13 protein-coding genes are annotated in these 12,024 nt (G+C 69.9%); 8 read left to right on the plus strand and 5 right to left on the minus strand.

What is annotated here, in order from left to right; all coding sequences use genetic code 11:
- Positions 1-5: 5 nt before the first annotated feature.
- Genes AL072_RS22745 through AL072_RS22765 form a run of 5 tightly spaced genes read left to right on the plus strand, consistent with a single transcriptional unit; the run spans position 6 to position 4,763 of the window.
- On the plus strand, positions 6-800 hold the full coding sequence (locus tag AL072_RS22745) for an ABC transporter permease (RefSeq protein ID WP_045584435.1): 795 nt from the start codon (positions 6-8) through the stop codon (positions 798-800).
- Between the two features lie 51 nt (positions 801-851).
- Positions 852-1,142, plus strand: a complete 291-nt coding sequence (locus AL072_RS22750; RefSeq protein ID WP_045584436.1) for a (2Fe-2S)-binding protein — start codon at positions 852-854, stop codon at positions 1,140-1,142.
- On the plus strand, positions 1,139-2,551 hold the full coding sequence (locus AL072_RS22755) for an FAD/NAD(P)-dependent oxidoreductase (protein ID WP_045584693.1): 1,413 nt from the start codon (positions 1,139-1,141) through the stop codon (positions 2,549-2,551). Before AL072_RS22750 ends, AL072_RS22755 begins: the two co-directional genes overlap by 4 nt.
- Positions 2,551-3,669, plus strand: coding sequence for an NAD(P)/FAD-dependent oxidoreductase (locus tag AL072_RS22760; protein WP_045584437.1), 1,119 nt, complete (start codon positions 2,551-2,553; stop codon positions 3,667-3,669). Before AL072_RS22755 ends, AL072_RS22760 begins: the two co-directional genes overlap by 1 nt.
- Before the next feature lie 32 nt (positions 3,670-3,701).
- Positions 3,702-4,763, plus strand: coding sequence for an ABC transporter substrate-binding protein (locus tag AL072_RS22765; protein ID WP_144428342.1), 1,062 nt, complete (start codon positions 3,702-3,704; stop codon positions 4,761-4,763).
- A 143-nt stretch (positions 4,764-4,906) separates the two neighbouring features.
- Here AL072_RS22765 and AL072_RS22770 read toward each other — a convergent pair whose 3' ends face one another.
- From AL072_RS22770 to madL, 5 genes are all read right to left on the minus strand, one after another.
- Positions 4,907-5,377: a GNAT family N-acetyltransferase gene (locus tag AL072_RS22770; RefSeq protein WP_045584439.1), complete on the minus strand. Its 471-nt coding sequence runs from the start codon at positions 5,375-5,377 to the stop codon at positions 4,907-4,909.
- Positions 5,378-5,408: 31 nt separating this feature from the next.
- The gene (locus tag AL072_RS22775; RefSeq protein WP_045584440.1) at positions 5,409-6,560 is read right to left on the minus strand and encodes a PQQ-dependent sugar dehydrogenase; all 1,152 of its coding nucleotides are present in this window, start codon (positions 6,558-6,560) and stop codon (positions 5,409-5,411) included.
- Between the two features lie 117 nt (positions 6,561-6,677).
- The gene (locus AL072_RS22780; RefSeq protein ID WP_245636924.1) at positions 6,678-7,382 is read right to left on the minus strand and encodes a GntR family transcriptional regulator; all 705 of its coding nucleotides are present in this window, start codon (positions 7,380-7,382) and stop codon (positions 6,678-6,680) included.
- Positions 7,383-7,533: 151 nt separating this feature from the next.
- Complete coding sequence (gene madM, locus AL072_RS22785) at positions 7,534-8,301, minus strand: malonate transporter subunit MadM (RefSeq protein WP_045584442.1); 768 nt, start codon at positions 8,299-8,301, stop codon at positions 7,534-7,536.
- A gap of 5 nt (positions 8,302-8,306) precedes the next feature.
- A complete protein-coding gene (gene madL, locus AL072_RS22790; RefSeq protein WP_045584443.1) occupies positions 8,307-8,720 on the minus strand; it encodes a malonate transporter subunit MadL in 414 nt (137 codons plus the stop codon).
- Positions 8,721-9,149: 429 nt separating this feature from the next.
- Here madL and mdcA point away from each other — a divergent pair, with 429 nt between their 5' ends.
- Genes mdcA through AL072_RS22805 form a run of 3 tightly spaced genes read left to right on the plus strand, consistent with a single transcriptional unit; the run spans position 9,150 to position 12,024 of the window.
- Positions 9,150-10,793: a malonate decarboxylase subunit alpha gene (mdcA, locus tag AL072_RS22795; RefSeq protein ID WP_045584444.1), complete on the plus strand. Its 1,644-nt coding sequence runs from the start codon at positions 9,150-9,152 to the stop codon at positions 10,791-10,793.
- Positions 10,794-10,801: 8 nt separating this feature from the next.
- Complete coding sequence (mdcC, locus tag AL072_RS22800) at positions 10,802-11,122, plus strand: malonate decarboxylase acyl carrier protein (protein WP_045584445.1); 321 nt, start codon at positions 10,802-10,804, stop codon at positions 11,120-11,122.
- Positions 11,119-12,024, plus strand: coding sequence for a biotin-independent malonate decarboxylase subunit beta (locus tag AL072_RS22805; protein WP_045584446.1), 906 nt, complete (start codon positions 11,119-11,121; stop codon positions 12,022-12,024). The genes mdcC and AL072_RS22805 overlap by 4 nt, the downstream gene beginning before the upstream one ends.

Here is a 12,024-nt window from a genome sequence, read left to right on the forward strand (position 1 = left end):
ACGCCATGACCCGCAACGGACCCGTCGCCCTGGTCTTCCACGCCCTGGTCGTCATCTTCATGCTGGCGCCGCTGGCCATCGTCTGCCTCGTCGCCTTCACGCCCGAAAACACGCTGTCGCTGCCGACCCGCGGCTTCTCGCTGCGCTGGTTCGAGGCGGTGTTCCACCACCCCGATTTCGTCCAGTCCTTCTGGAACAGCCTGTGGCTGGCCTTCCTGGCGGCGACGCTGGCGGTGGCGCTGGCGGTGCCGGCCTCGCTCGCCATCACGCGCTGGGAATTTCCCGGCCGCGGCTTCCTCAACGCGCTGTTCCTGTCGCCGCTGATCATCCCGCATCTGGTGCTGGGCGTTGCCATGCTGCGGCTGTTCGCCATCATCGGTGCCACCGGCAGTTTCGGCTGGCTGGTCGCGGCGCACATCGTCATCGTCACGCCCTATGTCATGCGCCTGCTGATCGCCGCGATCTCCGGTTTCGACCGCAGCGTGGAACAGGCCGCCTTCTCGCTGGGCGCCAGCGAGGCCACCGTGTTCCGCCGCGTCACCCTGCCGATGATCCTGCCCGGCGTGACCGGCGGCTGGCTGATCGCCTTCATCAACAGCTTCGACGAGCTGACCATGTCCATCTTCATCACCTCGCCGTCCACGGTGACGCTGCCGGTGCGGATGTACATGTACGCCACCGAATCCATCGACCCGATGATGGCGGCGGTGTCGGCGCTGATCATCGGCATCACTGCGGTCGCGGTCCTGCTGCTCGACCGCGTCTATGGGCTCGACCGCATCCTGGTCGGCCAGCACTGAGTCCGCGTCCGCGTTCTCTCCCGGCCGTCCTCTCTCCGGAGACCAGTCATCATGGCTTTGCTGCAGCGTGTGGCCGAACAGGGCCGGCGCGTGGTCCGCTTCACCCTCGATGGGCGCCCGGTGGAGGCGCTGGAGGGCGACACCGTCATGACCGCCATGCTCACCAACGGCGAGCGGTTGCGGCAGTCGGAGTTCGCGGACGCGCCGCGCGCCGGCTTCTGCATGATGGGCGCCTGTCAGGATTGCTGGGTGCGGACGGAGGAGGGCGAGCGGCTGCGCGCCTGCGGCACCTTCATCGCCGACGGCATGCGCCTGCTGAGCGACGGGGAGTGGACGTCGTGACCGCCCCGCTTCCTCCCGTCATCGTCGGCGCCGGCCCGGCCGGCATCCGCGCGGCGGAACGGCTGGTCGCTGCTGGCCTGCGTCCGGTGGTGATCGACGAGGCGGCGCGCTGGGGCGGGCAGATCTACCGCCAGCCGCCGGACGGGGGATTCACCCGGCCGAAGAAGGCGTTGTACGGCTTCGAGGTGGGCAAGGCCGATGCCGTCCATCGCGCCATGGCGGCGATCCGCGACCGCGTCGATTACCGGCCGCGCACGCTGGCCTGGAACTGCGAAGCCGGGGCGATCGACCTGCTGTGCGAGGGGGTGAGCGCGACGCTGCCCTTCAGCCATCTGATCCTGGCGACCGGCGCCACCGACCGCGTGCTGCCCTTCCCCGGCTGGACGCTGCCCGGCGTCTTCACGCTGGGCGGGTCGCAGGTGGCGCTGAAGTTCCAGGGCTGCGCCGTCGGCCGGCGGGTCGCCTTCCTCGGCACCGGGCCGCTGCTCTATCTGGTGGCCTACCAGTATCTGAAGGCCGGGGTCGAGCTGGCCGGCGTGTTCGACACCACGCCCTTCGTCGTCCAGGCCCGCGCCACCGCCGGGATGCTGCGCGATCCGGCGACCCTGGCCAAGGGGCTGCTGTTCGTCGCCATGCTGCGTGCCCATGGCGTGCCGGTTCGCAACGGCATCCGCCCGGTGCGTGCCGCAGGAACCGAGCGGGTCGAGGCGCTGGTCTGGCACGACGCGGGCGGGCGGGAGCACCGCACGCCCTGCGACGCCGTGGCCTTCGGGCTGGGGTTGCGGTCGGAAACCCAGCTCGCCGATCTGGCCGGCTGCCGCTTCCGCTTCGACGCCGCCGACCGCGCGTGGCTGCCGGAGCGGGATGCCGCCGGGCGCAGCTCGGTCGCCGGGGTCTATCTGGCCGGCGACGGCAGCGGCATCGCCGGGGCCGACGCGGCTGAGCTGGCGGGGGAGCGGGTGGCGCTGGCGCTGCTGGAGGATCTCGGCGAGGTAGTGGACGCGGCGCGGATGCGGGAGCTGGATCGCAGGCTGTCCGGCATCGCCGCCTTCCGCCGGACCCTGGACGCGGCCTTCCCCTTCCCGGACGATTGGGCGGATTCCATCGCCGACGACACCATGATCTGCCGCTGCGAGGGCGTCACCGCCGGTGTGCTGCGCGACGTCGCCCGCAACGGGCAGGCGCGCGAACTGAACCGGGCCAAGGCGCTGACCCGCACCGGCATGGGCCGCTGCCAGGGCCGGATGTGCGGCGCCACCACGGCGGAACTGCTGTCCCGCGCGCTCGGCACCGGACCCGATGGAGTGGGGCGCCTGCGCGCCCAGCCGCCGATCAAGCCGCTGCCCATCGCGACCGTTATCCCTTCTCCCAGGGGGGAAGAGGGTTCCGCCGGACGGGAGGTCGCGTGATGCGCGAGAGGATCGACTGCGACGTCGCCATCGTCGGCGGCGGGATCGTCGGCGGTTCGGCGGCGCTGTTCCTGCGGCAGGCCGGCCTGTCGGTGACGTTGCTGGAGCGCGACTGGTGCGGCGCCAAGGCGAGCGGCGTCAATTTCGGCGGCGTGCGCCGGCAGGGCCGCCCGCTGGAGCAACTGCCGCTGTCCCAGCGTGCGCACGCCATCTGGGGTCGGCTGCCGGAGTTGCTGGGCACCGACGTCGAATACATCCGCTCCGGCCATCTGAAGCTTGCGCGCAGCGACGCCGACCTGGACTCGCTGGTCGCCTACCGCGAGCGCACCGGGGGGTTCGGCCTGGGGCTGGAGATCATCGCCGGCGAGGAGTTCCGCCAGCGCTGGCCGGCGCTGGGCGACCGGGCGGTCGGCGGATCGCTCTGTCCGGAGGACGGGCATGCCAACCCGCGCCTCGTCTCCCCCGCCTTCGCCCGTGCCGCTGCGGCCCTGGGGGCGGATGTGCGCGAACAGACGCCGGTCGACCGGGTGGAGAAGGACGGCGACCGCTTCGTCCTGCTGGCCGGCGATGCGCTGGAGGTGCGGGCGCGCTTCCTGCTGAACACGGCCGGCGCCTGGTCGCTGCGGGTGGCGGAAGCGTTCGGTGAGACTGTTCCGCTTGAATCGCTGCATCCCAACATGGCGGTGACGGAGCCGCTGCCCCGCTTCCTCGACGTCAACATCGGGGTCGAGGGTGGCGGCGTCTATGGCCGGCAGGTGCCGCGCGGCAACATGGTGGTGGGTGGCGGGCGCGGTTTCGCGCTGGATGCCGACCGTGCCCGGCCGCAGCGCCACGCCGTGATGACACTGATGCAGGACGCGGCCGAGCTGTTCCCGCAGCTGCGCCACGCCCATGTCATCCGCTGCTGGACCGGGGTGGAGGGCTATACGCCCGACCGCAACCCGGTCATCGGCCCCAGCCGCACCACGCCCGGCCTGTTCCACGCCTTCGGCTTCTCCGGCGCCGGTTTCCAGATCGGCCCCGGCGTCGGCCAGACGCTGGCAGAGCTCGTCACGACCGGCACTACGGCAATGCCGCTGGAGCCGTTCCGCATCGACCGTTTCCCGCCCATCGCCTAAGACTTCATCCCCTGGCCCATTGGAGGACGTGCATGCCCACCTTGCGTTCCCTGTCGCTCACCGGTCTCGCCACGGTTGCCATCGCCGCCACCGCGGCGCTCGCCACCCCCGCCGCCGCCCAGACCAAGACGGTCTATATCGGCATGAACGGCGGCACGATGGAGAAGACCTACACCGAGCATGTCTTCCCGGCCTTCGAGAAGGCCACCGGCATCAAGGTGGTGGTGGTCCCCGGCACCTCGTCGGACATCCTCGCCAAGCTGCAGGCGCAGAAGGACAACCCGCAGATGCACGTCGTCTTCCTCGACGACGGGCTGATGTACCGCGCCATCGGCATGGGGTTGTGCCAGAAGATGGAGCCCTCGCCGGTGCTGAACGAGGTCTACCCGTCCTCGCGCATGAAGGGCGACATGGCGGTCGGCGTCAACATGGGCATGACTGGCCTCGCATATAACAAGGCGATGTTCGCCGAGAAGGGCTGGGCGCCGCCGACCAGCTGGATGGATCTGGCCGATGCCAAGTACAAGGGCAAGATCGTCGTCCAGTCGGCCGCCAGCAGCTCCTTCGGCCTGCACGCCTTCCTGATGTACAATCGCATCAAGGGCGGCAGCGAGACCAACGTCGATCCGGGCTTCACCACCTGGCGCAAGACCATCGGCCCGAACGTGCTGGAATACATCCCCAGCTCGGCCAAGATCGCCGAGATGGTGCAGACCAATGAGGCGGCCATCTTCCCGCTCACCCCGACCGGTGTCGGCACGCTGAAGGCCAAGGGCATCCCGGTGGAGTATGTCCAGCCCAAGGAAGGTTCGGTCGTGCTGATGGTCGGCGAATGCGTCGTCGCCAAGAACCCCGACAACGAGGCCGCCCAGAAGCTCGCGGCCTATCTGCTGAGCCAGGAGGCCCAGCTGGCCGCCCTGCAATATGGCGCGCAGATCCCGTCCAACACCAAGGTCGCCGCCCCGGCCGACGTCGCCGACGACATGAACAGGTTCCAGGGCTACATGAAGACCGCCGTGACGGTGGACTGGGACGTGATCAACGAGAAGCGCCCGGACTGGAACCAGCGCTGGAACAAGGAAATCGAACGGTAAGGGCAGGGTCTTCGCCCCCTCCCTAACTCTCCCCCGATGTCGCGGGAGAGGGAACTCCGCCGCTCTCGTGCTCCCCCCTTCTCCCGCGCTCGGACCGACCTTTGGTCTGCCGAGTGCGGGGGGGCGGGGGGCAACCCCTCGCGTCACCCCAGCCGCTTCTCCATCGCGTAGTTGTGGATCGGCACCGTCCCGATCCGCAGGTCCCGTCGTGCCAGCAGCGTGAAGCCTCGGCGCAGGAAGACGGGCCGCGCCGCTTCGCTCGCCTCCACATGCAGGCAGGGATAGCCGAGTGCGACGGCCCGCGCCTCCAGCTCGTCGATCAGGGCCGACACCACGCCCCGGCCCGCCGCCTCCGGCGCGCAATAGAGGAAGTTGATGTGCCCGTCGGGCTCGACGTCGCTGAAGGCCAGCGGGCGGTCGTCGTCGTCCGCTGCGACCAGGGCGACGCGGCCGTCGGTGTAGGCCTGCCGGATCCGCTCCACTGTCGGCGCCTGGGCCGCCCAGGCCGCCACCTGCTCCGGCGTGTAGAAGCGCGGCCCGATGGCGAGGACGGAGCGGCTGTAGAGCGCCGCCAGCAGCGGCGCGTCGGACGGGCGGTAGTCGCGGATCTTCATGCCCCGGTTCCCAGTGGCGTTGTTTCGGCGGTTATTGCGCCGGCGCCAATCGCAAGACCGCGCCGTCGGCGGCGTCGGTGATGACGTAGAGGGCGTCGTCCGGTCCCTGTGCCACATCGCGGATGCGGGCGTCGAGCGGAATGCGCTCCACCTCCTTCGCGCCGGTCCCATCGATGGCGACCCGCACCAGCCCCCTGGCGCCGAGGCCGCCGATCAGCGCGCTGCCCCGCCAGTCGGGAAACAGCGCGCCGCCGTAGAACAGCATGCCGGACGGCGAGATCACCGGCGTCCAGTGGATCACCGCATCGGTCAGGTCCCTGCGGGTCGGCGGGTCGGGGATGTCGCGGCCGTCGTAATGGTTGCCCCAGCTCACCACCGGCCAGCCGTAATTCTTGCCGGCTTCCGGCCGGTTCAGCTCGTCGCCGCCCTTCGGCCCCATCTCCGCGACCCACAGGCTGCCGGTGCGCGGGTCGATGGCCGCCGCCTCGATGTTGCGATGGCCGTAGGACCAGATGGCGCCGGCCGCCCTGGCGTTCCTGGCGAAGGGGTTGTCCGAAGGGATCGACCCGTCGCGGGTCAGCCGGACCACCTTGCCCAGCGTGACCGCGCGGTCCTGCGCCGGGTCGAACATGTTGCGCTCGCCCAAGGTCAGGAAGATGTGGCCGTCGGGCGCGAAGACGATGCGGTTGCCGAAATGGTTGCCGCCGGTCACCTTGGGCGCCTGCCGGAAGATCACCTGGAAATTCTCGATCCCGCCGTCGGTCAGCGTCCCGCGCCCCAGCGCGGTGCCGGCGGTCCCCTTCTCCCCCGGTTCGGCGAAGGACAGGTAGATCGTCCGGTTCTGCGCGAATTGCGGGTCCACCGCCACGTCCATCAGCCCGCCCTGGCCCTGGGCGAAGACCTTCGGCGTACCGGCCAGCGGCGCCGACAGCGAACCGTCACGCGCCAGGAGACGCAGCCGCCCCGGCTTTTCCGTCACCAATGCCCGTCCGTCGGGCAGGAAATCGATGCCCCAGGGACGGTCCAGTCCCTCGGCGATCCGGGTGACCGCCACCGGCCCGGCGCTGGTGGAGACGGTCCTGACCGCCTTGCCCGCGCCCGGCTGCGCCTGTGCCATGGCGGGTGCGGGAGACGCCAGCGCGGCCAGAAGGGCGGCGGCCGACAGGGTCAGGGTGATGCGCATCACGATCCTCCGATGAGCGGGTTGGCCCGGCAAGTCGCCCCTTCAGGTGGTGGCGCCGAGCGGACGGCCAATAGCCGCTCGCCGAAAGATGCGTGAAAGACCCGGGGCCGCCTCGCCCTATTCCAATTCCATCTCCTGGATGTAGCTGGTCAATGCGCAGCTGGCGTTCAGCATGTGGGCGCGCATGCAGCGGGCGGCCTCGTCGCCGTCGCCGCGGGCCATGGCGGCGAGGATGGCGCCATGCTCGGCATGCGAGGTCGCCAGCCGGTCGCCGTGGCGCAGCTGGGTGCGGCGGAAGGCGGCGAGGCGGGCGCGCACGCCGACCGCCTGTTCCGCCATGAACTGGTTGTGGGTGGCGTGGTAGATCGCCTCGTGGAAGCGGCGGTTGAAATCGTCGTAGGCGCTGAGGTCGCCGCCCTGCACCATGACGGCCGAGGACTCGTGCATGGTCTGGAGCCGGCTGCGCTCGACCGGGGTGATGCGGTAGGTGGCGAGGCGGACGCACATGGCTTCCATCTCCGCCGTCATCTCGAACATGTCCATGATCCGTTCGGCGGTCATGGTGGCGACGACCACGCCGCGTCGCGGCCGGACCTCCACCATGCCGGTGGTGGCGAGCTGGCGCAGCGCCTCGCGCACCGGCGTGCGGGAGGCGCCGAAGCGCTGGCCGATCTGCTGTTCGTCGAGCGGCGTGCCGGGTTTGAGGCGGCCGGTCGCGATCTCGTCGGCCAGCGCCACGCGGATCAGGTCGGACAGCAGCCCCTTCTCCTCCGAAACGACGTCGGTCCCGGTCGGGGCGGGTTGGGGGTCGAACTGGTCCACGGGCATGCCTCCGGCGTCTCGGCAGGTTTCCCCCGGGGCCGGGCTTGTGCCCGGTCCGGGGAAACCTGTTCGGTCGCGGGCAGGATAGACAGGCCGGGCGGCCGGTGGAAGGGTTGCCGGTTCGCCCGCCGCCGGTTCGCCGGTTGTCGGTTCAGCCGCCCATCACGGCGCGGGTGGCGAGGAACAGGATCGACGGTCCCATCAGGCAGCCGAGCCCGGTGTAGAAGGTCGCCGTCATCGCGCCGTAGGGCACGAGCTTGGGATCGGTCGCGGCCAGCCCGCCGGCCACGCCGCTGGTGGTACCCATCAGCCCGCCGAAGACCATGGCGCTGCGCGGGTTGTCCAGCCCGATGAAGGGGGCCACGAACGGCGTGCCGATCATCACCAGCACCGATTTCACCAGCCCGGCGGCGATGCTGAGCGCCATCACGTCGGAACTCGCCCCCAATGCCGCGCCGGTGACCGGGCCGACGATGTAGGTGACCGCCCCGGCGCCGATGGTTGTCATGCTGACCGGATCGGAATAGCCGAAGGCCAGCGCCACCGCCGCCCCGACCACGAAGGACAGTAGGACGCCGGTGAACAGCGACACCACGCCGCTGAGGCCGGCCTGGCGGATTTCGCCGAAACTGACGCCGAAGGCGGTGGAGACGATGGCGAAATCGCGCAGCATCGCGCCGCCCATGATGCCGATGCCCGACAGCAGCTTGATGTCGGCGACCCCGTTGTGCCCGCCGGTGGCGACGCCGCCGGCATAGGCCAGCAGAAGGCCGAGCATGATGGCGATGGCGGAGCCGTGCAGGCGGCCGCGCGTGAAGAGTCGGGACAGCCAGTAGGAGAGCCAGATGGTGGCGCCGACGATGGCGAAGGCGGTCACCAGACCGTTCTTGCTCATCACGCTGGACAGGATGTCGAACATCGCGGTCACTCCCCGCTCTTCAGGGTCAGGGCGGCGCCGGGTGCCGCCTCGCGCCGCGACGATGCGGGCTGGCCGATGCGGGCGATCACCGGGACCAGCGCGAAGCTCAGGACCACCGCCAGCACCCCGGCGAGCAGGGCGGCAGGCCCGCCCTTCACCGCCGCAACCACGTCCTGCTGGGCGGCCATGGCGACGACGATGGGGATGTACATGGCGCTCCAGAAGCCGATGCCCTGCTGCGCCGGCACGTCCAGCCGCAGGGTCCGGCGCAGATGATCGGTGGACAGGATCAGCAGCAGCATGGCGATGCCGACGCCGCCGACATTCGCCTTGACCCCGATCAGGCTCCCCAGCAGATCGCCGACCACCATGCCGACGAGCATGCAGGCCGACAGCAGGGCGACACCATAGACGACCATGCTCCTTCTCCTCTTCCGTTGATCAGCCCGTGCGGGGCGTGTGGCTTGGCGGATGGCCCGGTCCCGGCCTGTGGCCGGCTTCCGGTGCAGGCGTCGGGACGACCGGCCATTGGATCCTGCGGCAGGACTAGTGCGGGCGGCAGATTGCTTGCAAACATGATTGTGCGTATCACATTGGTATACTGATAATCGGAAATGAGGGCAATGCGTATTATTTTACGGAAAGAAATTTTATCGTGTATGCAAAATTGGCCTTTTAGCGACGAACGGGATACGGCAAGCTTCCTGTCGGCGAGATCGGCCCGTCTTCGGGGCCATCGCCGGATCACGTCACCGGATATGAGGGAGGGACAGCATGTCCGAACAGGTTCACCGCCAGCCCGACGGGCAGGCCCGTCTGTCCGTCCGGCGCCGCGGGCGCTGACGGTGATGCGCGACTGGAACATGCAGGGGCGCAACCGCGAGGCCCGGCTTGCCCGCGCCGCCCATCTCGCCGACGGAAAGCGCGTGGCCGCTGCCGACGCCCGTGCGTTGCTGGAAACCGTGCTGGAGCCCGGCGACCGCGTTTGCCTGGAGGGCAACAACCAGAAGCAGGCGGATTTCCTGGCGCGTGCGCTGGCGTCCGTCGATCCGGCGCGGGTGAACGGCCTGCACATGGTGCAGTCGGTGCTGGCCCTGCCCGAGCATCTTGACGTGTTCGAGCGCGGGATTGCGGCGAAGCTGGATTTCTCCTTCTCCGGTCCACAGGGCGCACGGCTGGCGCGCATGGTGGCGGACGGGCAGATCGCGGTCGGCGCCATCCACACCTATCTGGAGCTGTTCGGCCGCTATTTCGTCGATCTGACGCCGCGGGTCAGCCTGGTCGCCGCACAGTCGGCCGACGCCGCCGGCAATCTGTATACCGGTCCGAACACCGAGGACACGCCGGTGATCGTCGAGGCGACCGCCTTCAAGCGTGGCATCGTCATCGCCCAGGTGAACGAACTGGTGGATGCGGTGCCGCGCGTCGACATTCCCGGCGGCTGGGTCGATTTCGTGATCCAGAGCCCGACGCCCCATTATATCGAGCCGCTGTTCACCCGCGACCCGGCCCAGATTTCGGAAATCCAGGTGCTGATGGCGATGATGGCCATCAAGGGCATCTATGCCGAATACGGCGTGCAGCGGCTGAACCATGGCATCGGCTTCGACACGGCGGCGATCGAGCTGCTGCTGCCGACCTATGCCGACTCCCTGGGGCTGAAGGGGAGGATCTGCAAGCATTGGGCGCTGAACCCGCATCCGGCGCTGATCCCCGCGATCGAGGCCGGTTTCGTGGAGAGCGTCCATTCCTTCGGCTCGGAAATGGGGATGGAAAATTATATCCGGGCTCGGCCCGACGTGTTCTTCACCGGGGCTGACGGCTCCATGCGCTCCAACCGCGCGCTGTGTCAGGCGGCCGGTCATTACGCCTGCGACCTGTTCATCGGATCAACGCTGCAGATGGATCTGGCCGGCAACAGCTCCACCGCGACGCTGGGGCGGATCGCCGGTTTCGGCGGGGCGCCGAACATGGGCGCGGACGCCCGCGGACGCCGCCATGCCAGCCCGGCCTGGCTGCGGGCGGGGCGGGAGGCGGGAGGCGATGGCGGAGGGATGCCGCGCGGCCGCAAGCTGGTGGTCCAGATGGTCGAGACCTTCCGCGAGCACATGCAGCCGGCCTTCGTCGAGCGGCTCGACGCCTGGGAACTGGCCGAGAGCGCCGGCATGGAACTGCCGCCGGTGATGATCTACGGTGACGACGTGACCCATGTCCTGACCGAGGAGGGCATCGCCAACCTGCTGCTCTGCCGCACCGCCGGGGAGCGCGAACAGGCGATCCGCGGCGTTGCCGGATACACGCCCGTCGGGCGGGGGCGCGACCGGCGCATGGTGGAGGACTTGCGCGACCGCGGCATCATCCGCCGGCCCGAGGATCTGGGCATCGACAAGCGGATGGCCACCCGCGATCTGCTGGCCGCCCGGTCGATCAAGGACCTCGTGCGCGCATCCGGCGGCCTCTACGACCCGCCCAAGCGCTTCCGCAACTGGTGAGCCCGATCATGGAATCCCTGACCTTCGAATATCGCGGCGGCCGTGCCCTGGCAGCCCAGCCGGCGCCCGTCCTGGTGGGCGTCGTCGGTTCCGGCAATCTGGAGGTGCTGGTCGAGCCGGCGCCGCTCGGCGGACTGTGCCGGATCGAAATCCTGACGGCGGCGGTCGGCTTCGGCGCCACCTGGCAGGCGGTGATGGACGACGTCTTCGCCCGCCATCCGCTGGCCGACCTGCGCATCTCCATCAACGATGTCGGTGCGACGCCGGCCGTGGTCGGCCTGCGGCTGGACCAGGCGCTGGAGGAATTCGCCGGAGGAGCCAAGCCATGAGCCAAGCCACGATCGGGAACACGACGAGCCGCAGCTATTACGAGGACAGCGCGCGCGGCCGGCTGCTCGGCCTGCTCGACCCCGGCAGCTTCGTCGAGATCCTGCCGCCGGCTGAGCGGGTGGTCAGCCCGCACCTGCGCCAGCTCGGCACCCCGGCCGCCTTCGATGACGGCATCGTGGTCGGGAGCGGGCGGCTGGAGGGCCGGCGGGTGCTGGTCGCCGCGCAGGAAGGCGGCTTCATGGGCGGGGCGGTGGGCGAGGTGCATGGCGCCAAGCTGACCGGCCTGCTGGAACGCGCGTTGGACGAGCGGCCGGACGGGGTGCTGCTGCTGGCGGAGTCCGGTGGCGTGCGGCTGCACGAGGCGAATGCCGGGCTGATCGCGGTGTCGGAGGTGATGCGGGCCGTGCTGGCGGTGCGTGCCGCCGGCATTCCGGTGATCGTGCTGGACGGCGGCACCTTCGGCTGCTTCGGCGGCATGGGCATCGTCGCCCGTCTGTGCGACGCCGTGGCGATGAGCGAGGAAGGGCGGCTCGGTCTGTCCGGCCCCGAGGTGATCGAGACCACCATGGGGGTGGAAGAGTTCGACAGCCGCGACCGCGCGCTGGTCTGGCGCACCGTCGGCGGCAAGCACCGCTATCTGCTGGGCGAGGCGGCGACGCTGGTCGAGGACGATGTCGCCACCTTCCGCGCGGCGGCGCTGGCGCTGCTCGACCTCACGCCGGACCTGTCGCTGGCGGCGCTGGAGGCGGAGCATGCCGCGCTGGGTGGCAGGTTGGAGCGCTTCGGCGACTGCCGCGACGCGCTCGACATCTGGGCGCGGCTGGGAGTCGAGGAGCCGGAGCGGCTGCCGATCCTCGACACCGCGGAGTTCCTCGACACCGTTCGCGACCGGAGGGCCTGA

Origin of the sequence: Azospirillum thiophilum (assembly GCF_001305595.1) — a bacterium.
Lineage (GTDB): Bacteria > Pseudomonadota > Alphaproteobacteria > Azospirillales > Azospirillaceae > Azospirillum > Azospirillum thiophilum.